Here is a 25,923-nt window from a genome sequence, read left to right as displayed (position 1 = left end):
TCTCTATGTTCAGAACCGCGCAATCCTATCTCTCCGGGCGTACCGTCCACGTAAATACTTCTGCCGAGTTTGCCGTTCCACCAACATTTTCTGTTGAGCAAATGCGCTGCTGTGCAAGCGTCATTGAGCAGCACATCCGAGACACGCCCACAAAATCTCGCCACACCCAGGCCCTCCGGAAAAACTTAGCAGATCTATCTGATATTGATATGCCGGTTCAGCTCATGGCGCTTGTGCATAAGCTGCTTTCGTATTTGGATCGAAAGCCCAATCCGCATGATGTTGTGCATGTCCGAGAGGTGCTTCTCAAGCTATGGCACTTTGATTTGTTGGCATGGCCATTGCTGCCGAATGAGCACACAAAGGCCTTCAAAATTACAAAAAAGTGGGGTTGGGAACCTGATCGGCAAGAAATGTTAGATAGCCTGGCCGGCCTGGAGACCAATGAAGAAAGCAGCTGTTTACGAGTCCGTGGTGTTATGACTTTAGCGATGGCATCGGCGGGTGCTCGTGATATTGGCGACTTTACACCCGAGGTGGCTGGGGATTACTTTGACGCAGTGCTCGACGTAAAAATGCGATCACGCATCGTGCTAGACGTCATTTCGCTTCAGTATCTGAAATACGGTTCCACAGTCGTCCATGTGTTGAAAGATTACGGCTCATTCGGCCGTATGCCAGTTCGGGGCGATGACAAGTTTCAATGGGCACTGAAAAAAGACGTTACCTTGGCTGAGTGGGTTTTACTTGCATCCGAATTTATGGCGACTATTTCATCGAATCCCGCCAGCTATCGGGTGCCGCTCAACAAATTTTTCGATTTCTTAGTGGATAACGCTGAGGTAACTCGTGTTCCAGAAAAATATCTGCATCGAGACTATGTGGCTCCGGCTTTGTTTCGGCTTGCTAATGAAGGCCGTGAGTCGTCTTTTTACTCCTTTTTCGACTACATATTGGAGACACGCTGTGTCTCCGAAGATGACTACGGGTACAAGGTGCGTTTGCCTGGATTTTATAACCCGATTGAAGTGCGATCACGACCAAGTCGGGTTGCCGAAACACATCGGGAAGCCATGCCCACGCGCTTTGTACGGATGCTTCACGATATTTTGGTCGCTGACGATTTCGCTTGGGCCCGAAAATTCGGAGAAGCTCGTTGGAACGGCCATGGCGGGGACACCTTTAGGTGGTATAATCCTGATACGGGTCTTTACGAAGATGTGTGGTCCCCCGTCCGAGCCATTGCGCTACTTGTGAAACTGCTGTTACCCGCCCGTACGTTTCAGATTCGTATGCTCGATAGCGGTGAGGCGGATACCGATGAGTATGACCTAGCCTCCAATAGCTGGCTAAAGAACACAGGGCACTTGGCACCCACTGGTAAAAGTTCTGTAGCCAAGGGGGTATTTGCCCGGCACCGAGATAAGGATGGGCAGGAGTTTGTGTTCCTTCGGTTTAACACCAACAAAACAGCGGATCAAAATAAAGCCAGTGCTGAGGCTGGCTACATCATGCCCTGGCAGCATGCCGAAGTAATTCAACTTCTTACGACTTTGCGGGAATGGCAGAAGAAGTACAACCCTATAAATGCCCCGACGCGGTGGCAAGACATCAAAGATGGCAGTATCTCTACGCGATATACGACTGATTCATTGGCGGCCAAAGGCAGTAATTGCTTCCTTTTTCGAGAACCTTGTCTGCCGCGTCGCGACCAACCCGTGACCGATGCCCGATTGAATACGCTGTGGCGTAACTTAAACTTGGAGCTTGAGCGTCGACTAGCGGCAGCCGGCGAATTGATGCCGGATGGATCGTCGATTGTGCTTGTCGACAAAACTTCGGCGAGCAGGCCCGTTTATGATTTGCACTCTTTGCGAGTAACCCTGATTACGGCCCTGGCCGAATCTGGAGGAGTCCCCCCTGAAGTGCTCATGAAGGTTGTGGGTCACGCCAGCGTCATAATGACGATTTACTACATGAAGTTTTCGCCCACCCATATTTGTGAGCAACTCAATGCGGCTGAACTTAAGTTACATAGCCAGGAACAAATGAACTGGCAAGCGTGGTTGGCCAATCGGACCCGGGAAACTTTGATCAGTGCCGTTGCGTACACCTCGACGACCGCCTTGGACGCCATGACGACCAGTTCTGCAACATCCTGGGTCATCCGGGACCACGGGATTTGCCCTGTTGGGTGCAATCGATGTCACGAAGGCGGTGAAGCTATTGTCGATACAAAGGCTTATCAAAAATGGGGCCCTGTACCAGGTGCTGCCACCAATTGCGTACGTTGTCGATTTTTTATTACCGGTCCAGCATTCTTACTTGGGTTGCAGGCTTACTTTGATAATGTTGGCTACAAGCTGAAAGAAGCGAGTGAGCGATACCAGGTAGCTAAAGAAAAGTTTGAGGCGCTGGAGGCTGTCAGCGTGGTAAAGTATGGCAGAGGTACTGCAATCACAAAGCAGGAAGTTCATCAGCTGTCTGTTGCTGCCAGCCACTTCGATCAGCGAACCAACGAGGTCGATAATCTAGCTCACTCCTGGCATGCAACTTATCGCTTGATTCAACAATGCTTACACATTGTTCGGACAAGCAAGGAACAACCTGTGCTGGGCAACCAGCAATATGCGCTGGTCGCTGTCGGGGGATTGTCCAATGTCGAAGCGGTTCTGGAGCAGGCTTCAGAGTTCGAGCAGGTAGACCGTATTTGTCAATCCGCCGTTTTCTTTGAAGGCATTGATGCTACAACGCCCAATCTAAAACGCATGCGTGCCTTCGATGCCATGCTCAAGCGTAACGGGCTCAGTCCCGTATTTGTTGATCTGGACGAGCAGGCGGCACTGGAGGCCGGCAATCAGATGGCGGCCTTCATGTATGCCAGACTTGGACGGGATTCCACTAATGCGTTGATGGCAGGAAAAGAGACATTACGGCGGTTGGGTGTCGAGGCTGAAATGAGTCGTAAATTGGAGTGCATTGTTCCGCTATGGCGATCTCCAGAATCGGATGGCGCCATGTTTTCGCTAGGGACACCGGTAATTGTTGAAGGAAATGCTGAATGACTACGTTACCTAGATTACCTGAAGCGCAATTTGCAGATGCGCTGTGCTTAGTCCAGTCACTGAAACGTGAAGCGGTTCGTGAGAACAAGCGCAAGAACTTAGATTTGTTGTGGCAGGTTTTGGAAGATCTGTGGCAGGAGGGGGGGCGAGACTATGGAGTGGCCGAAGTTGGGCGCAAGCTTACCCAGGCCGGCGGCCCCAAAACACAGTCTCTGCGGAATGAAGGTGGCCGGGACTTTCGGCAGGTTATAGAAGCATTTGCAGTATGCGCAGGTGCGCGGGGATGCGCTCGGCTAATTCAGAGTCGCTCACAGCTTGAGGCTGCCGTGGAATCCTTGTCTGACCCAGCAGCGCGAGCCATGTTCCGTCAGGTCGTTGCCGAGAACAAGCTCTACAAAGCCCAGAATGATCAGCTCCGGTCTGCCTTTAAGGCGCTGTCAATCAGCCCGCCTGATGATACAGCGCAATCCAGTGCAGCGACCCCATTCATGCCGGCGTCTTTGCCGCCACTGACGACACTGGAACTGGAGCTATTGAAAAAAAACCTGAGCCCTGAGCGATTCGAAGAAAATGGCTGGCAGCTCGTGGGGGGCGGTGTTGTTGACGATGCGGGAGTTGTTGTGCTGTCTCCTGGCTTTATGGAAATTATGACTAAGCTATTTGTGTCGTGCTGAAACCTGAATTTTGACGCAGCTGTCATCTTCTCAAAGTGGCCTGGGCGGTTAATCCAATAGTTTATCTTCTATTAGGCTTAGCTTCGTCTTATGCGCTGAACTAATAAGGTCTCTGCCGTTTATTCTACTTGAACGGCTTGGCTGAATGCTCGTTATGAGCCTCGACAAATTGGCTGATAACTGCTTTCAGGTCGACGACTCGGGTGGAGGTGCCTGCTACAGCGCTACTCTTTCCAGTCGTGCAAACCAGACTTCCACTGCGTCTGGCCAGGACGTGCTGGTCGGTGCTACCGTGCGTCCGGGGCATGGCGAGAGCATAATGATGTCACCTCCACACGACGCGAGGACAAACCATCATGAGTGAGCGCGAGCGTTTCACGGTCAAATGCCGCTATGCAACGGACGAAAGTGGTGAGGTGTACATTCATCTTCCGGCGGAGCTGCTGCGGCGCGCTGGCTTGGCCGTCGGTGATAGTATGAATATTGAGGTTGTCGACGGCGTTGCTGAGCTGCGGGTGTTAGCGAGCGTTCCGGCATGTTCCTGGTCATTGGGCGTGGCTTTACGAGAAGAGACTCACAGAGCCTACCGCCAGGCTTTAGAGGCATATCTACAGATACCAGTTGCCGCTTCGGAGCATGCCATTCACTCGCTGATTGAGGCGGGTTTCTCCATCGCGTGTATGCACGCTCTGTGTGAGCGAGGAATAATTCTCCCGGCTGAGCAGGAGGGGGTGATCTCCGGTAAGACGCTATTAGTGCGAGGGAAGGAGAACCCTAGTTTGAGTCCAGATGAAAGCGATCGGTTGTTCCGAATAGTGCATATTATTGCAATGTCGGAGGCAATCTTTGGCGATCATGAGAAGGCCAGAAGGTGGCTTTCCAAGCCGAAAACGCAGCTCAATGGCAGGAGCCCTAGGGAGCTGCTTTGGAGCTGCCCAGGAGCATATCAGATAGAGCAGATGCTTATTCGTTTAGCTGAGGGTCTGTACAGCTGATCGTGCTGCTCTGTATCCGATGCCCCTAAGTTCACCTACTGCGTACTAGTTCCGTACACCGACTGTTCGCGAGTCAGACAAAGCCGAATGCGTTGAGTCCTAGATAGCGAACACTGTGAATCGGGGGATCTTAGAACGTATCCTAAATCGCCAAATTATCCAATCTTGGATTTCAATACGCCATCATTTACATTAATGTATGGCAGATTGACTCCACTATGAAAACGTTTCGGTGATTACATGGACGTACGCTACTGGGAAGGAGGTCTCCTTTCTTTTGAGATCGATGCTATCGACAAGATGGCCAAAGCATTCGGGCCCAAAGAGCTTCCTCCGGAACAGGGGGTAGGATCCACGAAAGGGAAGTCGTTTGACGTTCTGAAGCAATTGAAGAAATCTGAGGCAGGCAATGGCGTATGGCCTTGGCGCGGCTACGCAGGCTTTCGTTTTGCGAACTCTCGTGGCTCAGATGGGGAATTCGATCTTGTAATCGTCACCCATAGCCTCGTTCTTGTTGTCGAGCTTAAGCACTGGCGCGGCGAGATCACCAGCCACGGGGGTAAATGGCACCAAGACGGGAAGGAAACAGAAGTCTCGCCGGTAGACAAAACCCGCCGGAAAACCTTTGAGCTGAGGAAACGAATTAAGGGGCTGAAGTCTCAGCTGCCTAACGGGAAAGAGCCCTGGATCGATTTCTGCATTGTGCTCACCGGCAAATGCACCTTGAATCTTCCTGAGGTCGAGATGCAGCATGTCATGCTGCTGGACGACTTTCTGGAAATGGCCGACCCTAAACGGTTCAAAGACCGATTCAACGCGCGCCCGAACATCGGCTTAAATGAGCATTTCGGCTTCTTCGATGGCATCATCAATGAAGGCACGGTCAAGCCCAAAGAGCTTGTTGTCGATGACTACCGGGCTCAGTCGCAAGCGGTGTTCACACACCCTACAGAAGTCTATCGAGAGTACGACGCGGTCAATATCCATAACAAGGATGACCGTGCGATGGTCCGGCTCTGGGACTTTTCGAAGCTCGATGACACCCGTGCTCGAACGGCTGAAGGACGGTACCGAGTCCTCTCGCGCGAGAGGGATGTCATGGTCTACCTCCGTCTGCGCGATCAGGAGTTGATGCATCGTTGTGCGCGTCCCAAGCGTAATGCCAGCCCAGATAGTGTCACCGAGCAATATGCAGAATTGCTTGAAATGCCGGACGGACATTACCGCCTAAACGAGTTTATCAACCGCTTTGTGGAGCGGATGCCTGCGCTTGAGCGCGTCCGGCTTTTTAAAACCCTTCTGGCCCAATTTGCCGGACTGCACGGATTTAACATCGCTCACCGTGACTTGGGTGACCACAGTGTGTGGTTCTCTCCATCGTCATCGATCGCTCTTTCCAACTTCATCAGCGCCTATTACCAGCCTGTCGGTACTCTCGGCGATTTGCGTACCCTGCTGAGCATCGGTGCTATCGCGCTCCCTGAAGACCAGGACACCGCGATGGAAGGCAGTACGCCATTTCGTCGCGATGTCTTCGCGCTCGGGCTGATGGGTTGGCATCTGCTTCAGGCCCGTCCAATGCCTCTGAAGCTCGACGTCGCCTACGTAGCAGGTGTTCAAGCTGAGGTTGAGTCGTCAGAGGAGTGGCCTGCCAAGGTACTTGTACAAGCGTTGCGGAATGATCCAAAGGAACGATTCGATCACGCCAGCGCATTTCAGCAGGCTTTGAGCGAGTCTACGCCGGACAACTCTGCCAGTTTTGAGTTTGATAACCGGCGCTTGGACGTTTTTTCTACTGATCTAAGGCTGAGCTCCGCTTACCGTGAGGACTATGACCCTATCGCCGACACGGCTGAGAAATTGATTTATCGATCCGGCCCCCTGGTCGTGAAATCATGGCCGTCGATCAATGCCCGGGCCCCCAAGGATGGCCAAGGGCCGATGTTGATGGCTTTCTTTGAAGTCCTGGAGCAGTTGAAAGGCAGCGGTTTCGCCTTTCTGCCAAAAATTGAACACTTTGGCTATGACCGCAGTGGTAACCCATTTTTGGCTCAGGAACATGTCGATGGTGAGCACTGGGATGAGCTGAAGGAGTTGTCGATTGAAACCCGTATTGTCGTCGCCCATGGGCTCATCGAGGCAGTTGACGGGTTACATGGCCAGCAATTGAGTCACGGGGATCTGCATCCACACAACGTCAAAGTCAATGTTGGTTCCACTTCTGAAAACACTCAGGTTTACCTACTCGACTGTCCGGATTTCTCGGCGTCAGGCGCGTCACCGATCAATACTCGCTACAGCCCCGTATTGGAAAACTGCACCCCAGCAGAGCGAGACAACTTTGCTGTAATGCGAATGGTGTTTGAGCTCCTGGACATGGATTGGGAATCGCCGTCGCAGAATGATGTTTCCGCTCTGAGAGCCGCTGTCGCGCATGAGATGGACACGGAATCCGGCTTTCTTTCCCTGGAGCGCTTCAAGGATGCTCTAGAAGCCGCTTTCACTCCTGCAAAAACGATTGAAACCGTTTCTGTCGTCCTACGAAACAGAAGTGGAGAGGCATTTGAGATTCTGCCTGACAACGGGAAAATATCTGTTGTTGTGAAGCCCTACCAAAGAGCTCCCACCAAGGCCCTGGAGGTTACGTTCGCAGGTATCGGCGGGCAGTTATTGACGGAGTTTAATCCTGCTTCCAAGCAGTTTGTAAATGCGTTCAGGGCCATTCAGGAGATGCGAGTTCCGGCCTACCTGGCGCGTCAGGCAAGCCACCACATAGAGGCGCGGTTCAGTGTTTCGGGCGGTACCAGCGTTAATGTTTATGAGCTAACCAAGCTTCTAGCCAAAGACGAGGCATTTTTAAGCCTCGCTGCACAGGTACATGACGCGGAAGTGCGTAAGCAAGCGGCGATTGAGGAAGGTGAAGGCGTTGGGGACTCGATTACCGGTGAGGACGAGGACAACGGGCTGGCCGTAGATGAGGCGCAGCTAGAAGCTGTGAAAGTGCGGAGTTTCCCTGTCAGTCAGATATGGAAAACTATCACCTCTACCGAACTTGAGGCCCAGCCCTCTTTCCGTGTTTCCGAAGAACCACACTTCCACAAGGATGGCGTAGGACTTTTGATTCCCTACGCCATGGATGCGAAGGCCCTTGAGGGTTTTGAGGCGGGAGACAACATCCGACTGATCCTCAGAGACGGGCAGAAGGATATTGATATCGGTGAGATCAACCTGGGTATGAGCGTGCGTGATGCAGTCTACGTGCTCGCCTCCAGTCGTTCGAAACGCGTGCAGGCTGACTCCCAATTGTTTCTGCAAAGCCGGCAAAACAAGACATCAATGACGCGTCGTCGTGGTGCGATGGAGCGGATTTTGAACCGGCAGTCAGTGCTGCCTGATTTGATGGATTACTTCGACGAAAAATGCAAACTGGTACCAAGGCGGTATGCTGAAGAGCCCACCGATGCAGACTTTGCAGTGTACGAACGCGCCACTGCTAGTGGCACGGTCGTCGGACTGAACGAGGCCCAGCGAGCCGCATTTACGCAACTTATCACTACAGGCCCCGTGGGCCTTTTACAGGGACCTCCAGGGACAGGTAAGACAGAGTTTATCGCGGCCTTCATCCATTATCTGATCAACAAGGTCGGGGTGCGAAATATCCTCCTTGTCAGCCAGTCTCATGAAGCTGTCAATACTGCAGCAGAACGGATCCGCGCGCACTGCCGTCGATTGGACACCGAGCTGAACGTTGTGCGCTTCAGTAACCGTGACCAGGTTGTCTCTGAGGAGCTATTGGACGTTTACTCTCGCAATATCGTCGACCGCCAGAAAAATGGGTTTAGCGCTGAACTTAAGGAGCGCGTGGGTTTCATGGCTTCGTCGCTGGGTTTGAGTAAGGCTTTTGTCCAGACGATGGTCGATGTGAATCAGCGAGTGTTTCACTTGGTCCGATCGCTGAAAAAGCTGGACGAGGAAATTTTGCGCGCTCAGGGAGACGGATCAGAACGAGTGGCTTTGCAAGCGCTGAAGTCCTCTCTTATGGGCGAGCTGAATCTAAATGCCAGATTGTTTCTTGGCGAGCTGGGTGAGGGCGAAAGTAAACCCCAAGAATTGCTGGAGCGAATCTATGATCACGTACAAACGGTTCATGGAGTGCGGCCTCCGGAATTCAAACACTGCCTTGACCTGATCCAACTTTCTCATGAGTACGTTGAGCGCCTGTCGAGCAACAGGGCCAATTATGATGAGTTCCTGATGAGGTCTAGAACATTGGTTTGCGGTACCTGTGTGGGGATCGGGCTACAACATCTCAAGCTTGCAGAAACCCATTTTGATTGGGTCATCATCGACGAGGCTGCTCGATCGGCGCCGAGTGAATTAGCGATCGCCATGCAGGTGGGCTCTCGGGTTCTACTGGTCGGCGACCACAACCAACTACGTCCTACGTATGAGGAAGAACATAAGGTAGCTATTGGCCGTTCCCTAGGCGTTACCACCAGCTCAGCTGAATTCCAGCAGGTCATGCGCAGCGACTTTGAGCGAGTGTTCCAATCCCAGTATGGGCGTGCCACTCGGGCGACGCTTAATACGCAATATCGAATGCTCCCAGCGATTGGCGATCTGGTTAACGAGATCTTCTATGACATCGACCTTGAGAACGGCTACAGACCAAGTCCTGCCTATTTTTCACAAAAGATTCCTGAGTGCCTGTCTCATGTGGTCACTTGGATCGACACCAGCGAGTTAGGTAAGAAAGCCTACGACAGCGGCACGCTGAGCCTGTCTAACAATGCAGAAGCGGATGCGATCATACGGTTGTTGGAAGAAATCGCAGAGGACACCGAATTTTGCGCAGGCATGGCTATGGAGATGGCCGAGTCGCAAGAGCCTCCAATCGGGGTCATCTGCATGTATCTCGATCAGCGAAAACTAGTGAGAAAGAGATTCGCCGAGAAAATCTGGTCGGAGGAGTTCCGCAAACTGGTAAAAATCGAGACCGTCGACAGTTATCAGGGCAAAGAAAACAACATCATCATCGTCTCCCTGACTCGGGCCAAAGCGGATCAATCACCTGGCTTTTTGGCGACCCCGAATCGTATCAACGTCGCAATGTCACGCGCGATGGAGCGGTTAGTCATCGTAGGCAGTTTGAGAATGTGGAGCGGCAGGAACGCGAGGCTTCCATTGGGTCAGGTAGCCAGCTTTATCCAGATGAAACAGGACATGATCAATTATTGCATCAAACCAGTGACGCCGGCCAGGAGGGTTGTCTGATGGAGCTTAACCCAGTTGTTCTATTCGAGCTGGACGTCGTGGTGCCTGCGCAACAGTTCCGTATTGAGTACACTCTTGTGGATAAAGGGGGACTGCCAGTCGTACCGGAATTTCTTCTGCGGCTGCTCAAGATTTCGGCGCTGCTGCCAGCTGAAATCGCCAATTATTTCGGGTTTACGGCTCAAGAGCTCAGTTTTGCAATTACACCCTTTCTGCAAACAGGGGAGCTTAAAACTCGCCCTGATGGACGAATAGAGCTGACCGATAAAGGCCGGGGCTTGTTTGCCGGCAAACATGAGTCACCGATTGTGAAGCGTAAGGAAGAGCGCGAGCAGATGTTTGTGTTTGAGCTCCTGGCGTTCACTTGCCTTGGAAGAAGCCTTGGAGATGCCGACTCCAGACGTTGCCTGGAATTGCAGGCGCCAAGCGATACGCTTTCCGAGTCCGGTGCGAAAGCCGTCGGTGCGTTCATGCGTCAGATTTACGACATCCATCGCGCTGGTCACCTGGGCGGGCAGACGCAGGATGCGGGGCCGCCGGAGCTCTATAAGGTCGCAGGCGTTCAAAAAGTAAGGGATGGCTGGGAGAAGATAGAAGAGCGTGTAAGCATTGATCCCGACTCTCGGCAGGTACGCTTTGTTGCGAAGGAAGGCCTACGCGAAAACGAGATCTATATGCGTCAGCGTACGGAGCAGTTGAGCCGCATGCTGGGTAGAGCAAACCTCGATCAGGTTCTTCAGCTCGCCGACATCCTGGGAGATTCGGATGCTTACGACTTTGTGTCTTCAAACGGTATGGACCTTTCTGCCCTGTACCACAGCGCCAGTGCCGTTGCGCGGGTAAGAGAATCTTCCGGGCTGCGACTTTTTGGATCTCTTCAGTTGCAGCAAAACTGGGATAGGGTTTTCTCAGTGTTGCGCAAACATCAGAAGGCGCTTCAGAGTGAACCGCAAGCCACCCCGATTAGCCTATCCTGGCTGGCACCGGCCTCACATGAACTCTGGGGGCGCTCGGCCAGGCACGCTCAGCTTTGCAGTGCATTTTCTGAACTCTCAAAAACAAAAAGCAAGGGGGGCGGTAGTGATGGAAAACCGGTTTTCAACGCTAAGATTTTGATCCCTGTTTCTGCCAGCGATGATTGGCCAGCGATCAAGCGCGCAAAAGCCGACTGCAACAATGCCAGACTGCTTCTGTGCGGCTTTGTTGAGTCAGAGCAACTGGCACCGCTTGAGGCGTTGGTCATTCACGGAAAATGCGCAGTCGTGATTTATCACTTGGTTTTGCCGACGTTGTATCCGGTGCCTATCCCATTCGGATTCATTACGGAGGATGCTGCCAAGATCCTTAATGTTGAAAACCTGATAAACCGCACGATGAACGAGTACGTCACAGGTAATACGCAGCGTTACCTCGGTAGCTTCGAGCGCCCCGCCGCCTGAGAGCCGCGACTGGGAACGTTCGCAGCTGTGGAGTATCCGACGCACAGGGGCGGCCCGTCATGGCCGTCGACACCACGGCTGAATAACTCATTCGGCATGTCGGACGTTGGCCGTGGCTACAACTTGATTGAGGCCAGCCCCTTCGTTCATCGCCCTCGTCAATGAGTCGCATCAGGGCGTCGCGCAGTTCGCTCGATACCGGCGTGCTGGCGTCACTCAATCTCTTTACATGGGCAAAATCGCGGCGGGACTTTTTCAACAGAATCGACTGGTAATAGCCCTTAATGGATGTCTGCTACTGGAACTGGCACAGCAGTGATTCTGATAAGCTCTATTAAGGATGGTGGCTGATTCAGCCAGATTTATGCTAACCTGCCTACGCTTCTGGTATAGACCCGAAGGTGCATCACAAGCTGTCAAGCCCCAAGGCGGCATCCCAGGTGTAACTACCCAGGGTGACCAGCAATGCGGCCAGCAGCCCTCGGATACTTATCTTCATAGGTACTCCAAATGTGACGCTGACACTATACGTCGATCCTAGCAATCGCGGCGAAATCGGGACTGGGTGACTGAGACCGATTGGATAATGTGAGGAACATTTGGGTTTATCCGGCCAGGCGGCTTGAGGACTGCCGCCATCCTAAGCCTGGCCGGTTGGCTCAAAACAAGGATGTATTCTGATGCCAGAAAATTGGTACAAGTCTCGGGGCTATCTGCACTTTGATCGTCCGATCAACCAGTCAGCGGCACTAGAGATAGTCTCAAGTCCTAAGTCTGTTGCTAAGCATGCCTTTTACCCGTTCATTCGCTATGTCGCGCAAACACAGAAAGTGTTTTTCGACAAAAGCATCGGGAAGGTGGTCAAAAAAGACCCTAAGCAAAGGCCCATTTCCTATGCCGCACACGTCGATAGCCATATTTATTCGTACTACTGCGATCTGCTGAACCAGGCCTACGAGGACCATCTGGCGAAGGTACCGTGGTCGTCTGCGGTTCTGGCGTTCAGAGCGCTTAAAAAAAGCAATATCGATTTTGCTCTCGACGCTTTCCTGGATGTTGCGGCGCGGGAGTCCTGCTGCGTCATCGCCATCGACATCAAAGGCTTCTTTGACAACCTAGACCATGCGCACCTGAAAATTGCCTGGCAGGCTCTGCTAGGCACCAGTCATTTGCCCAACGATCACTACGCGGTGTATCGATCCCTGACCAAATATTCGTTCGTCTATAGGGATCAAGTCTACGAAGCGCTGGGGCTCTCCAAGAACAATCCCAAGCATGGCCGCAAGCGAATTTGTGAGCCGCATGAGTTCCGGTCCCAGGTTCGAGATTGTGGTCTGGTCGAGACCAACCAGGGCAAAAAGGGTATCCCTCAAGGCTCCCCCATCAGCGCTATGCTGTCCAATGTCTACATGATGGGGTTCGATGAGCAAATTCACACTTATGTCGAATCCTGCGGCGGTGCCTACTACCGCTACTGCGATGATGTGCTGCTGATCGTGCCGCTGGAGAAGGAGGCAGAGGCCAAGGCCCTAGTCGACCTACGCGTCAATGAGATTGGCTTGGAAATCCAGACTGCCAAGACCGAGACCTGCAAATTCACACGATCAGCCAGGGGATTGAGAACCGACCGACCGCTACAATATCTGGGCTTCATCTTTGATGGGGCCAACATTTACCTGCGCTCATCGTCACTAGCTCGCTATCAGGACCGTGTAAACAGAGGCATCTGGCTGGCAGGAAAATGCATGGATAAGGTCAACGCCAAGCGAATTGCCAGAGGGCGGTTGCCTCGCTCGATGTTCCTGAAGAAGCTGTATAAGCGGTACTCCTATCTGGGCCGGAGAAACTTCATCTCCTATGGTTATCGGGCCGCCAGGATCATGGGCTCTTCCTCGATCAAGAAACAGCTCAAGCCACATTGGAACAGGCTTCGCGAGCGCATTTCTGATGCCCAAGGCGAATGACAACCCACTAGAAGAATTGAAAGAGTGAACCATGGTGAATAGGCCCCGCTTCTCTAGCGGCCCCCACCTAGCGGCTGCTTCTGGCCGAAGTTGGTGAAAAAAACTACCATCGTTGTGTTGAAAAAAGTAACGCTTACCTAATATTTTCTGGATTTCAAAAGTTGTAAAAGCGCTTCAAATAAATTCAATTATAAGCGGTAAAATCTGCTGCTTCGGGCTTGTCTGCGGTAATACACCACATGCCGTGATCATAACTATTCACAAAATGCTCTGCGAATGCTATTTGCATTTCTGGAACATCACGAACACGCACACCACCGTGAATGCTTTGCCCTCCATTAACATTCATCTGCCCCCATGTGAAAATACCGGAGCAAAGCTCGTAGGCAAATGGCATCTGCCAAATTAAGGGTTGATATCCAGTATGAACAATGTTACTGCACCAGTCGTAAACATTTTTTATGAGCGTGAAATCGTAATCAACAAACTCAAAAAGGTCAGGCCTGGCGATCATAAACGAATAGTGAAATCCATGCTTTAAGCGGGGGCGATTACCATTCCTGTCACGAATGGTTACTGATATAGCTCGGTCAAATTTCAGTTCCAATGCTTGCCGCAGTACAAATGCAGATGCGGTTTGAGCCTCTTTGTGGAATGATGCGATTATATTTTCCCCATGTGTACCAGAGCAAACCAAGGCTTGTGAAAAGTTATATAGATGATATGTCTCTGTGCGTATGGATTTGCCGCCCGAGAAAAACACGTATTCTTTATTTTTTTCTTGCTCTAAAAATTCTACAAAATACTTAAGGTCAAATAGATAATCGTTCAGCACATTTTTATACAGTCGCATTATATTTATTGCATCTTCGGGCTCCTCCTCAAGGCGAAAGCTAAGCTCGTCGAAAACTTCTTTCAGTTGAGAGACCCCGATTTTTAAATTGACTTTACAATAGCAACGAAAATCACTGATTGTGAAAGACTCTTTGGTAGAGAATACTTTTTCACTTATAAATAATCTCGACCATTGCTTTCGAGAGTGCTTGTTGCATAGTTCTTGCATGTGCTGCACAAAGTTTTTAATCGCACTCAATGCGTCGGAAACAGAATCTACGTTATTCAGCTCTAAATCCTGAAGTGTTTTCAAAAAAACCTTAACTGGCATGAATTTGCATTCCTTAACAAAAAACCACTGAAAAATGATCGTTCGCACAGCACCTGAATTGTCCCACATTTCGTAGTCGATACTGACAGCTCTTGGCCAAAATTAGCCCCAGACCGACCGGACGCTTTGGGTCGACTCCTGCCGGTCAAGGCGCACCCATTGCGCTGGTCAAGTCGAATGCAAATGGATGGTCAAGTCCATGCAATTACGCAAAGTCGTCCAAGAATGCGAGCAGCGCGGTATTTCCGTGGTGGCTATTGCGATGAGGCATGGAATCAATGCCAGTGTCGTTCGGACCGTGTCCCAGGCAGTCGCGTTGCCAGCGTTCATCCCGTTAAAAGTCGAACCGAAACGCAAGACCGAAGCGCTGACGATCATTGAATTACCGCTTGCTCAGCAAGCGCTCACGGTGAAGTGGCCAACTTCCGATCCCGAAGGTTGTGCCTGACTCATCCGTGGACTCGCCCAATGATCCGCATCGATGCCATCTGGCTCGCCACCGAACCCATGGACATGCGCGCCGGCACTGAGACTGCGTTAGCCCGGGTGATTGACGTGTTCGGTGCGGCGAAGCCGCACTGCGCTTATCTGTTTGCTAATCGCCGCACCACTCGCCTGAAAGTCCAGGTGCGTGACGGGGGCGGTGTCTGGCTTGCCGCGCGTCGGCTGCATCAAGGAAAGTTTGATTGGTCGGGTATACGTCACGGCCCGCAAGTTGAACTCGATATTGAACAACTTCAAGTCCTGGTATTCGGCCTGCCGTGGCAGCTGGTCGGTTCAAATGCCGCAATCACGATGCTCTGATACCCACCATTCACCTATAGGCTGATCGCCGCTGAGTGCTGGCTTTGGCACAATCGGCGACATGACCTCGCTCCCTGATCTTGACCACCTGACTCCCGAACAACTGCGCGCTCTGGCGCCGCAGTTGATACAGCGTGTCGGCGTGCTCGATCAACAAGTGGAGGCGATGAGCAAGCAGATCCATCACGACAAAACGCTTATCGATAAGCTGAGCCACGAGATCGCCCAGCTCAAGCGCTTCAAGTACGCTAAGCGTAGCGAGCAGATGAGCCTGGAGCAGGCCAGCTTGCTCGACGACCTGATCGATACCGATATCGCGGAGATCGAGGCTGAGCTTCAGACATTACAAATAGTCCCGGCAACGACTGAGGTCAAACAGAAGCCCAAGCGCACCGCGTTGCCAGCGCAGTTCCCACGCACGCTGATCCATCACGAACCTGACAACACCGAGTACGAGTGCGGCTGTACGCTCAAGCGCATCGGCGAAGATATCAGCGAAAAGCTCGATTACACGCCGGGCGTGTTTACTGTCGAACGTCATATTCGTGGCGAGTGGGTCTGCGACAAATGCGAAACGTTGATCCAGGCGCCGGTACCGGCACAGGTGATCGACAAAGGCATTCCGACAGCAGGCTTGCTGGCCCACGTCATGATCGCCAAGTTTGCCGACCATTTGCCGTTGTATCGTCAGGAGGCCATGTTTGGCCGCGTCGGCCTGGCTATCCTGCGCCCGACGCTCGTTTAGTGGGTTGGCGCTTGCGGCGTGCAGTTGCAGCCCTTGGTTGAGGCGCTGCGCGAGGTCGTGCTTGTGCAATCGGTTGTGCATGTCGATAAAACGTCGGTGCAGATGCTCATGCCCGGGGCCAAGAAAGCCCATCGCTCCTACGTCTGGGCCCACGCCGTCAGCCCGTTTTGCGAAACCTCGGCAGTGTTCTACGACTTCAGTGTTAGCCGTGCCGGCGATCATGCGTGCAACTTCCTGCGATACTGGAAGGGCAAGCTGGTCTGCGATGATTTTGGCGGTTACAAGGCCAGCTTCGAACTCGGGGTGACCGAAATCAGCTGCATGGCACATGCGCGGGTGATTGCCCAGCGCGATATTATGCACAACGGTTCGGCCATCGGCAAAGCGCTAGATTAAAGCCTGAAGCGCTGGGCGGCGCTGTCGCGCTACCTCGATGACGGGGCTGTACCCATTGACAATAACTGGTGTGAGAACCAAGTAAGGCCCTGGGCGCTGGGGTGCAAGAACTGGCACTTCGCTGGGTCGTTGCGCAGTGGCAAACGTGCGGCTGCGATCATGAGTTTGATCCAGTCGGTGCGGAACAACGGGCATGACCCGTATGCCTATCTCAAAGATGTGCTGGCACGTCTGCTGACGCAACGGGCCAGTGAGCTTGCGGAGTTGCTGCCGCATCGTTGGTGTCCGGCTTAGTCGTGCAAGACAGTTTGCCCGTACGCTTACCTTTATTGCCTAATACGAATAGATACACCATCAAAACAAGCGCTGGCCAAATGCTTAAGGTTGAACGCCGATCTGTCTGGGGTTAGTAGACCACTACAGTAGAAACATTTTGTCGTAAAGTATCCAGCTTATGGCAGCTTGAGAAATGGCGTTTTGCCCTCATTTCGCTCATGTGCGCGGCCTTGTTTCCGTATTGAAGAATGTAGTGAGCCTCCGCCGGCAAGGGCGACTCACTCTTAACGCTTACGTCCATGGAGCTGCGACCTTCAACTTTATGAGGCGTAAACCGATGGAACAGAAATACACGATTGAGCGTTCGCTGCTCAAACGAGGCGACATCATCCTGACAGCAGAGAACACGTTGATCAGCAAAGGCGTGCGAGTGGGTACCGCATCACGATACTCGCATGCATCGATCTGGGTAGGAGGGACGCTGATCGAGGCGGTGCAAGCTGGTGTCTTTTCTAAGAACCCTCAGAGGATCATGCTGGATAAGCAGAGTCACGGTGTGGTGCTTCGGAGCCGAAAGCCTTTGGCCGAGGAGGAGCTCGATCAGATCTGTCGCTATGCACATACTCAGATTGGCTCTTTGTACGCTCTGGATGAGGCCACCCTCGCTCTTCCACGTCGCTTGATGAAGCTCGAGTCAACCAAAAAACAGTTCTGTTCACGGCTGGTTGCCTTGGCCTATACACAGATCGGATACGACTTCATCAATCTGGGCTCCCCCCACTACTGCACGCCGGGCAAACTCGCCAGAACGAAGGCTTTTCAGGTGGTGCCAGGGATAATTCGTGAAGCTCTACCCGGTGAGGTCGAGTTTGCGAAATCACACGACCCCATCAAGAAGAACGCGGATGATACCTTCGAGTGGTTGGCTAAGGTCAGAACTCTGGTCAAATCCAATCCAGAGCTTAATGCCATGTTCGACATCCAGACCGTAAATGATGTGGATGATCTTCTCGTTAAGCGGCCTGAGCTCGATGAAGTCGTGGTCGGCTTCCTGCACGAAAATGACTACCTCACTTATTTCAACCATGATATGAAAGTGAATACATACCGGTACAACCCGGACTTGATGACGTTCATGCTACGGAGGGCCCCCGATCCAGTTGGCTTCATCGAGAGAGAGCTCCAGAAAGAGTACAGCTTGGCTCAGCGCCATTCGCAGAACATTGATAACAGCATTCAGAACTACCTCTCGACTGGGCTGAACTACGTGATGGAGCACCTCAAGCTCTATCAAAATCTCATCAATGGTGTTTGGGTACGGCTCAACCACATCGCCATCGCATCCGAAACCGTCGGAATTACGCCGGTTGCGAATCGTGCTCGGGAACTGATGTCGGAGATCGAAGGGCCGATGGAGCGTGGCATGACGGTGATTAAAAATCCTCAATTTGGGCAGATGGCGAAAATGGCACTGCCTGCCTAGGTGAGTTGAGCGGTGGCCTGCTGTCCTTCAATCGTCTCTGTGTTCGGGTGTCTCAAAAATGTGCTGATGCAGCGGGCCAGCGACATTAGGCATTTGCTACCGCATCGGTCGGCGCCGGCCTGATTCACGCAAGGTGAGTTGGCCGGACGCCTACGAATGTTCTCCACCTCCAACTGTTGGTCGTGCACCACGCGGATTCCAGCTAAGCGCCTGCCGTAATAGCGATTCATCCGGGCATAGATGCTGGTGAATGACGTCAAGTTCGGCAGCATCCAGACCTGCTTCACATGTTTGTTAAGGTCGGGAGGAGGAAGAAAACGCGACAAGGCCTCGCCACCTTTTTCAAGCTGCTCGCTATATTCGACTTCAGCTTCCTGTACCACATGGGCAACGCCTTGCGCGATCTGCATGGTCGATCCGGTATAGCACCGATCTGTGGCCATGTCGCGTAGCCTGGCGAATGAGGCGCTTAGCGTGGTGTCACCGGGCGCCAGGCACGAGGTGACGAATGTATCAAGGACGTGCTCGGATGCGTGAAAGTACAGAAAGTCCGTCACCGTGTTCTTGATGAAGTGAAGCTGCACCGACTCGGGATAGCCAAGACACGTTGGCAAGAGTTGGAACGAGGTGATGCTGGTACAGATAAAAAAGCGCTTCTCGACCATCTCGATGAAAAGTGGAGCATGCTGGTCGAGCAAGGCGTGAATGACTTCGGCAGAGAGTCTTGGCTTGGCGGTCAGCGACTTCGATTTGAGTTCACCGGCAGGAGTGCGGTGACGGCTACGCAGCTCATTGATGCGGTCTTCCCAGTCATGACCGTCCTCAAGGCCAATCCCGGCCAAGGAAAATTAGGGCTGGCTCTTGAAGTCGTAAGTATTGCCGCTGTTGATCATGTCCCCACTGTGGCTGCTTTCGTCAATATAGACGGTGGTCATGTCTCGATACTGTACCTGGAATGATTCATCTTCGGATGTATATTGCATTTTGAATGCTCGCCCGACCAAATGCTATTAGTCGAGCGCTTGCCCAGGCTAAGCCTTGCTCAATGTGTACGGCTCGCCCTTTCTGGTTGTGGGTGTTCTTCGGAGTTTTCCAGCCTTCTCAGCAGACCGCCTAGATCACGTTGCCGCTGAAACTTAATCAACGTGTGCCCAAAGTCTTCTGATCCGTCGATTGGACGTTTTGCATTGCAGCCACGAGCCGACGCAATCGCCTCGGCCCGCTTGCAGGCGAAGAATTGGCAACTGATGGCCTTCAACTGCTAGGGATTGGTCTGTAGGCATTTGCGCGAAAGCCAGTAACTAGTCTTGGCACCGCAGAATTACCTTCCCACACTCAGATAAGAAATGCTCCGCGCTGACAGGAACCTGCAATCCTGTTAATAGTATACATCTTAATTAATATACTCTTTTTAAATTTCTGATTTTTATGATTTAGTATTATTTTTGGGGTAAAGTCCTCTGGAGCAAGGTCGAGTCGGACGTACGCAAGTTCGCCCAGCGGGCGGGTGGCAACGTGTATGTGTTCACCGGCCCGCTGTTCGATGACGCGCACGCGACCGTTGGCGACAACAAGGTCTGGGTGCCGAACAGGCTGTTCAAGCTGGTCTACGACAGCGCCTCGGGCCGTGCCTGGGCCTACGTGCTGCCGAACGCCGAAACCCGCATCGAGCGGCCGATGGACTACGCGACGTTCGTGAAGACCACCGGCCTGCGCTTGCTGGATAGCCTGCCGGTGTCGGGCTCGCTGGCCAAGGGCTGATTGCTGTAAGAAACAACCTTCAACACAATCCAAGATGTCCCACGCGAAACAGGCGTGGGACAATCTTGTTTGCGCCAAGGTGCCAGGGCTAGAGTCCAAGGGTCGCTGCCAATTCAGCGACTCGGGTTTTGCAGCCCGGATACGGAGGCGCACAGCGCCGCGAAAGCGGCATTTTTTTGCTCGTGTCATGGCGAGCTGTGCGCAGGAGGCTTCGGCCTACCGGGAGGTCTCCTCAAGCACCGGTCTGCAAACCTGCGCATGGCTTGCCACCTTCCGTCTTGCAGCGTGGGTGACAAGCTCCTTTCTTGCTTGAGGAGCTTTTCGCAATGACCAAGAAACTCACCCCCGATCCACCTTCACATCACGCCGCCTATTCGTTCGAACCCCTCACGACGACTCGCGCCAAACCCGTCGCCCCCGAGTCCTGCGGCCAACCCTCCCTGTTCGCGATCCAGCCGGGCGTCAACGCCTACGATGCGCTGACCCAGGTTTCCCGTCTGCTCGAAGCGGCGCAACTCAACGGCGACGAACTCAGCCTGCATACCGATCCTTTCGAACGTTCACTGTTCTGGAGCCTGTTGCACTCGCTGGAAATGGCGAGGGCGGTGGTGGATTCGCTGCTTGAAGGGGCTCTGGTCCCCGGCCAGCGATCACCTGTTGCCTGACTCGCCAACGGCACGGCGTGGCGAGCCGGCCTGTCCGCTCGCTACGCCGGGACCCAAGCCTCAGGCCGATGGTCGCGGATGCGGCCAGACCACATCGTCGGAAAAGATCGAGGTGTTGGGCGGGGCCGTGACGACCAGCCCTCCGGCCGCAGCCACCTGGTCGATCAACTGGTCGTAGACTGCACCGTTGTCATCGCCATCCCAGGTTCGGGCTTCGATCCATTCATCCCGTTCACCGGCCGCATCGTTGATCGCCTTCACATTGGCGGCCCGGGTCATGCTGGAGTTGACCAGCCAGATCCGTTCGGCGGGCAGGCCCTCGGGCGGTACGGAAATCTCGCCTTCGATGTCGTCGTTCGGAAACAGCTCATTGGGGCCGGTGCTGTTGAAAAACTCGTTCTCCTGGCCGGGTATCACCTCGATGCCACGGGTGTCGATCATGTACAGGAAACTGACGGTCTGGCGCAGCCGGCGAGGGCTGTAGCCACGCTCGTCGTCCGACTCGTGCCGTTCGCTGCTATCCGAATCGACCTCCATTTCGCTGTCGTGCGCTTCGCTCTCCATCTCCGTGTCCGAATCCCCCCGTCCCGGATAACGGTCGAACTGGCTGTTGTAGCGCAGTTGCCCCTTGCCGGGGCCGCCTCCCACGCCGTAGCTTTTGGCGTCGCTGAGGCTGAAGCTGGCGCTGAGCGCGTCCTCGGTGGTCGAGCGCTCTTCGCCGGGGCTTTCGCGGGCCAGCATGGTGTCGTCCCGGGCCAGTTCGAACGGGGTGCGATCTTCGCTACGGAACATGGCCGGGATGTCGGTGCGGTACAGGCAATCGCGGATATTGCGCTGGTAGCCGATCTTGAGCAGGAACGCATCGAGGAAGTCCTGGGTGTAGTAGTCGGGGAAGTCCCAGTCGAGCTGGAGCTTGTCAAACTCGAAATTGCGGATGTGCCGGATCTGCGGGACCACTTCCACCTGCAATCGGTCGAAGCGCTGCAGGTTGCCGGCGTCCTGCATCCGCAGTTTGTGCGCCTCGGCCCAGTCGGGCATTCGGCCGGTGTCCTGCAGGGCCTCTCTCAACTGGGGCCACTGGCTGGGCAGCAGGTTGTAGCTTTTGAGCAGTTGCGCGCGCTCCTGGGCGGTCCTTTCCGGAAACGCCCATTTCAGGTCGCGGATCAGCCGGGTTCTGGCTCGTACCGAAGGATCGGGATAGGCCTCGGCAGGGCTTTTGCCGGTGGCGGCGGCGCGGTTGCGAAACGTATTGATATCGTCGCCCTGGAGCCGGTAGTGCTCCCAGATCTCGCCGTCGGTCCACGACGGCAGGCGCTCGGGGGCGACCAGTTGGCCGGTGGCATCGAAGCGGCCGGTGGGGGGCGTCACCGGTGCCCAGGTGCTGTCACTGATCTTGAAGGCGAACAACGGGTCCGCGCCCTGATTCAAACGATAGTAGCCCTGGGTATCGGGCCCCTGGACGTTGGCGTAGCCATCCAGCAACTTGAGGTGGCGAATCCGTGGCTGGCGACTCAACGGCGCGGCCAGGTGCGGCAGCAGTGGGCTCGAGACCTCGAGCAATTCGACCTTGGGCAGGCTGCCGAGCAGTTCATCGAGCGTCGACCAGTCGTCCAGTTGCAGGTTTTCCAGACGCAGGGCGCGAACATGGTCGAAGTTGGCCGAAAGCGCGGGCAGGCGGCCCAGGTTGCCCTTGAGCTTGAGCAGCGGCAGGTTGTCGCTGCCCAGCTGGGTGACGTCTATCTCATGACGCCAGCAACGACTGATTTCGCTCATGGCCCGGCCCCTGTCGAAGGACTGGATGTTGGTTTGCGCTTCGCGTTGCCAGGCCTGCAGGGCGTTGGTCTGGGTGGCGTACTCGGTTTGCAGGGCCTCCAGCTTCGCCAGGGCTTCGTCCGGCCTCAGGGTGCTCAGGTCGTGCAGGACTTCCACTTGGGTCAGGGACAGGTTCGGATACAGCTTGCGCATCAGATAGTCCCGGCGTGTCAGCCCTTCGCCACGCCCGCTGAGCGGGTAGCCGACCCGGCCATCGGCCAGGCGCATGGGTGGTTTGAAACCTGGCGCGACAGGTGGCAAGTCCAGCAGTCGCGCGACCGCCTCGCGGGGCAGGGGCGGCAGGGCCCGTACAGCCTGTTTCAGTTGTGCACCCTGGCCGACATGGGGAAAGCCCAGGGCCGCGCGCTCGGCATCCGGCAGGGCATGCAGCACGCTGGCGTAGAGGTCATCCGGGCCGTGCAGTTCCTGGCCGTTGGCGTCATGGGCCTCGTACTGTTCGCCGGTTCTGACCAGCACCTTGCGGATCGGCGCCTTCTGCGGGCCAAGGCTGTCGAGCAGCCGGCCCGTCGGGAAGCGGTCGCGCACTTCCAGGCGGACCCGGCTCGGCCAGCCCGGCAGCTTGCGCAGCATCGTCAGGACGATGCGGTAGGCTTCGGACGGGTTGACCGAGTCGAGGTACAACAGCTCGTACTGGCGTGCCAGGCGAACATTGCGCAAGTAGTGTTGGGCCTCCCGAGCCAGGCGTAGCGGCAGGCGACCGCTGGCCAGGCGTTGACGTTCCGCGGCATTGGCACCACGCGCCAGTTCCTCCGTGAGCCGATCCGGCAGGCTGGGAAAATGCTGTTTCACCACGGCGGCGCCCGGTTCGCCGCGGCTGGCGGCCGTGCGGTAGCGGTAATGCGAATCGAACAGGTCCGTGCGCCGTTTGACCGCATCACCGGCCAGGCGGCGTCGCAGCGAGGCGACCCGGGCCGGGAGGCTGGTGGTGGACTGGCCGAACTCCTCGCGCAGCAGACCCCGGATTTCATTCTCGTCCAGCTTGCCGAGCACCTGCTGCAGCAGGCCGTCGGCATCCAGCTCTGGCCAGCGCACGTCGATACGCGGCACCTGGGCGTCGATACCCGCCGGATACTCCTGCAGGGAACGGCCCGAAGCGTTGAGCAGCCTGAGCACCCGGGTGCGCGGCCAGACCGGGTCGGTGGTCAGCAACTGCAGTTCCATGTGGAGTTCGTCGAGGCTCCCGCTGGAGATGCCACCGTTCTGCAGGCGTTGCACCAGGCGCCCCAGGTCCTGGTCGAGGGCAAAGCGCGTGACCGTGTCGCTGAGCAGGGCTGGCGCGCGCTCGAGGTTGTGGTGGGTGGCCCGCAGCACGTCGCTGTCGATACCGCTGATGTGCCGGATGCGCTGTGCCGTGGCCGTGTCGAGCCTGGCGGCTTCCGGCCCCAGGCGGCTGAACAGGCGCTCGTCGGTCCAGCCCAGCGGCTCGTCGAGCTCGTGCTTCCAGGCGCCGGCCTCATTGCTGCGAAACGCGGGCGCATAGGGGTTGAGCAGCTTGTCGGCCTGGGCGTGACGGGCGCGATAGTGACCTTGTCCATCGGGTTCCAGCCGGTAGTACTGGTCTTCCAGCAACAGGTAGCGATCATCCAGGTAGTCGTACAGGCCGAGTTCGTCGGGCTGGCTGCGCGCCGCCAGCCGAGGCTGGTGCCGGTAGGGCACGAGGTCGGGCTTCCACAGCCGGGATACGCCTTCACGCAGGCTGACCGGGATCAGGCTGTCGATGAAGGTCGAGGTATCGACATGCGGCAGGACCGCGCCGGCGGTGCCGAGGAAGGCCAGGTTCATCGCCACTCCGAGCAGGTGGGCCCAGGCCTGGCGAGTCTCGCCCGCTTCCCAGGCCTCGATGCCGGAATAGACCTCGTGCAGCATTCGGGTGCCCATGGCCAGCATCATCACCTGACCCAGGCCGGGGATGAACACCAGCAGGTTGAGCAGGTCCAGGGTCGCCTCGAAAAAACCCAGGAAACGCGCCATGCGGGCCTCGCGGTCCTCGTCGTCGGTGGGTACCGCCAGGGCCCGGGCATCGCTGAGCATCCGGCCGATCTTCAGTTCGCACTGGTCCTTGAGGGTCGCCTGCAGTGAGGGTTGGCTGCCGACCCGTAGCGGCCGTTCGACCAGGTCCAGCCCCACCTGCAGGTCGGGATCGACGCGGTAGTCGTCCCACATGTCATGGCGGTCCTTGGGGTCCAGGCGTTTTTTCAGCGCGCTGAAGAACGCCGCCTGTTCCCGTACCGGCACGAACTGGGCGAAGAAGCGCCGGTATTGCGCGTTGTGCAGGCGTGTGCGCAGCTGGATCATGAAGTGGGCGCTGGAGTCGTAGTGACGCACCGGGTGCAGGTCGTCGCCGGGGATGTAGACCACGCAGCGCCGCGGGGACGGCCCGGATTCGGCGCGCAGGAAGAGCATGTCGCTCAGGTCGACCCCGAGCATGCGCAGGCCGCCTGGCTTGACGGCATGGCCGTCCAGGCGGACATCGGTGTGGCCGGCCAGCCACTGCCCGAGCATCCGGTAGGCGTCGTCCGGGAGATGCTCCTGCAGGCGGGCCAGGTGCACCGCCTCGGCCAGCTGGTTGTGCAGGTGGGTGGTCCAGGCCTGGCGCACTTGAGCTTTGCGGGTGGCATCGTCGGGATTGAGCACCGCGTCGAGGTGCCGCTGGTAGCGTTGCCCCAGGTCGAGGGTGCGGCACAGTTGGGCAAAACGCTCCGGCGCCAGGGGCAGCGCGCGGTCCTTGTCATAGGCGGCGATCCAGACGTCGGCGGTGTTGTGGTCGTGGGTGATGAACTCGTCACCCTCGGCTGGGGGCTTGGCCGCCTCGTCAGCGGTGAAGTTGTGCAGCGCTGCGGCCAGCAGCGTGACATCCCAGTACCAGGTGCGCAGCCTGTGGTCGCCGGCGGGGAAATCGAACAGACCACCCAGGCTGGACGGGCGGCGCACCTGCATGCGACGCACGAAGTAGGTGTTGCGCACATCCATCTCCAACCCGATCTCTTGCTCGATCGCCCGTTGCAGCAGGGGGGCGGCGAAGGTCTCCAGGGGCGTGATGCGGCCGAGAATGCCCTCCAGTTGGTGCTGGCTGATGCAGCGTGCCAATTGGCTGCTTTCAAAGGCGCTGCGCAGCCCGGCATCGGCCTGGGTGTACCAGGCCGGTGTGGTCGGGGTGAGGCTGGCCAGTGGCTTGAGGCAGGCCGAGCCGGGCTGTGTCAGGGGGGCCGGCAGGCGGCTGGCGATGAAGGCCTGGTGGCGGTTGAGCGGCGGCACAGGGGAGACGGCGCCCTGGTCGGCGCCGGTTGTTGCAATCGTTGCGGTCATTGGACAGAGCCCGATTCGTGAGTCGAAGGGGCAGGGTAGGCGCCACGCGGGCAAGGCCTGCGGTAACTGTGCATGGCG

The 25,923-nt window shown here is 55.6% G+C and carries 14 protein-coding genes and 2 pseudogenes; 13 read left to right on the top strand and 3 right to left on the bottom strand.

The window, feature by feature from the left end; translation table 11 throughout:
- Positions 1-5: 5 nt before the first annotated feature.
- The 6 genes from gmtZ (at position 6) to drt2 (ending at position 13,411) form a co-directional block, all read left to right on the top strand.
- Positions 6-3,065, top strand: a complete 3,060-nt coding sequence (gmtZ, locus tag HU752_RS18110; RefSeq protein WP_186684752.1) for a gamma-mobile-trio integrase GmtZ — start codon at positions 6-8, stop codon at positions 3,063-3,065.
- Entirely contained in the window at positions 3,062-3,739 is a 678-nt protein-coding gene (gene gmtX, locus HU752_RS18105; RefSeq protein WP_186684754.1) for a gamma-mobile-trio protein GmtX, read from the top strand. The genes gmtZ and gmtX overlap by 4 nt, the downstream gene beginning before the upstream one ends.
- Before the next feature lie 356 nt (positions 3,740-4,095).
- Complete coding sequence (locus tag HU752_RS18100) at positions 4,096-4,734, top strand: antitoxin Xre/MbcA/ParS toxin-binding domain-containing protein (RefSeq protein ID WP_225920018.1); 639 nt, start codon at positions 4,096-4,098, stop codon at positions 4,732-4,734.
- A 240-nt stretch (positions 4,735-4,974) separates the two neighbouring features.
- Positions 4,975-10,008 (top strand): AAA domain-containing protein, encoded by a 5,034-nt coding sequence (locus HU752_RS18095; protein ID WP_186684756.1) that lies wholly within the window; start codon positions 4,975-4,977, stop codon positions 10,006-10,008.
- Positions 10,008-11,447, top strand: a complete 1,440-nt coding sequence (locus HU752_RS18090) for a hypothetical protein (protein WP_186684758.1) — start codon at positions 10,008-10,010, stop codon at positions 11,445-11,447. The genes HU752_RS18095 and HU752_RS18090 overlap by 1 nt, the downstream gene beginning before the upstream one ends.
- Positions 11,448-12,127: 680 nt before the next feature.
- A complete protein-coding gene (gene drt2, locus HU752_RS18085; protein ID WP_186684760.1) occupies positions 12,128-13,411 on the top strand; it encodes an antiviral reverse transcriptase Drt2 in 1,284 nt (427 codons plus the stop codon).
- A 184-nt stretch (positions 13,412-13,595) separates the two neighbouring features.
- Here the strand turns inward: drt2 and HU752_RS18080 are convergent, their stop codons facing one another.
- On the bottom strand, positions 13,596-14,576 hold the full coding sequence (locus tag HU752_RS18080; RefSeq protein ID WP_186684762.1) for a hypothetical protein: 981 nt from the start codon (positions 14,574-14,576) through the stop codon (positions 13,596-13,598).
- A 199-nt stretch (positions 14,577-14,775) separates the two neighbouring features.
- On the opposite strand from HU752_RS18080, the gene HU752_RS18075 reads away from it, so the two are divergent.
- The 4 genes and pseudogenes from HU752_RS18075 (at position 14,776) to HU752_RS18060 (ending at position 18,280) form a co-directional block, all read left to right on the top strand.
- Positions 14,776-15,024: a hypothetical protein gene (locus tag HU752_RS18075; RefSeq protein WP_186684764.1), complete on the top strand. Its 249-nt coding sequence runs from the start codon at positions 14,776-14,778 to the stop codon at positions 15,022-15,024.
- A 20-nt stretch (positions 15,025-15,044) separates the two neighbouring features.
- Complete coding sequence (gene tnpB / locus HU752_RS31790; protein ID WP_186684766.1) at positions 15,045-15,380, top strand: IS66 family insertion sequence element accessory protein TnpB; 336 nt, start codon at positions 15,045-15,047, stop codon at positions 15,378-15,380.
- A gap of 61 nt (positions 15,381-15,441) precedes the next feature.
- Positions 15,442-16,815 (top strand): annotated as a pseudogene (tnpC, locus tag HU752_RS18065) (IS66 family transposase).
- Between the two features lie 319 nt (positions 16,816-17,134).
- Positions 17,135-18,280: a YiiX/YebB-like N1pC/P60 family cysteine hydrolase gene (locus HU752_RS18060; RefSeq protein WP_186684784.1), complete on the top strand. Its 1,146-nt coding sequence runs from the start codon at positions 17,135-17,137 to the stop codon at positions 18,278-18,280.
- Here the strand turns inward: HU752_RS18060 and HU752_RS18055 are convergent.
- The gene (locus HU752_RS18055; protein ID WP_186684786.1) at positions 18,277-18,690 is read right to left on the bottom strand and encodes a hypothetical protein; all 414 of its coding nucleotides are present in this window, start codon (positions 18,688-18,690) and stop codon (positions 18,277-18,279) included. The two genes, HU752_RS18060 and HU752_RS18055, sit on opposite strands and share 4 nt — an antisense overlap.
- 123 nt (positions 18,691-18,813) lie before the next feature.
- On the opposite strand from HU752_RS18055, the gene HU752_RS18050 reads away from it, so the two are divergent.
- The 3 genes and pseudogenes from HU752_RS18050 (at position 18,814) to HU752_RS18040 (ending at position 20,706) form a co-directional block, all read left to right on the top strand.
- Positions 18,814-19,239 (top strand): hypothetical protein, encoded by a 426-nt coding sequence (locus HU752_RS18050; RefSeq protein WP_186684788.1) that lies wholly within the window; start codon positions 18,814-18,816, stop codon positions 19,237-19,239.
- A gap of 499 nt (positions 19,240-19,738) precedes the next feature.
- Positions 19,739-20,041: pseudogene (locus tag HU752_RS18045) on the top strand (DNA/RNA non-specific endonuclease); the annotation flags it as partial.
- A gap of 326 nt (positions 20,042-20,367) precedes the next feature.
- Positions 20,368-20,706 carry a hypothetical protein gene (locus HU752_RS18040; RefSeq protein ID WP_186684790.1) on the top strand — a complete coding sequence of 113 codons (339 nt, stop codon included), beginning with the start codon at positions 20,368-20,370 and terminating at the stop codon, positions 20,704-20,706.
- A 60-nt stretch (positions 20,707-20,766) separates the two neighbouring features.
- Here the strand turns inward: HU752_RS18040 and HU752_RS18035 are convergent, their stop codons facing one another.
- On the bottom strand, positions 20,767-25,845 hold the full coding sequence (locus tag HU752_RS18035) for a dermonecrotic toxin domain-containing protein (protein WP_186684792.1): 5,079 nt from the start codon (positions 25,843-25,845) through the stop codon (positions 20,767-20,769).
- Between the last annotated feature and the right edge of the window lie 78 nt (positions 25,846-25,923).

The organism is Pseudomonas vanderleydeniana (assembly GCF_014268755.2).
Classification (GTDB): Bacteria; Pseudomonadota; Gammaproteobacteria; order Pseudomonadales; family Pseudomonadaceae; genus Aquipseudomonas; species Aquipseudomonas vanderleydeniana.
The sequence above is the reverse complement of the archived record's forward strand: the minus strand, read 5'-3'. Positions and strand labels throughout refer to the sequence as shown.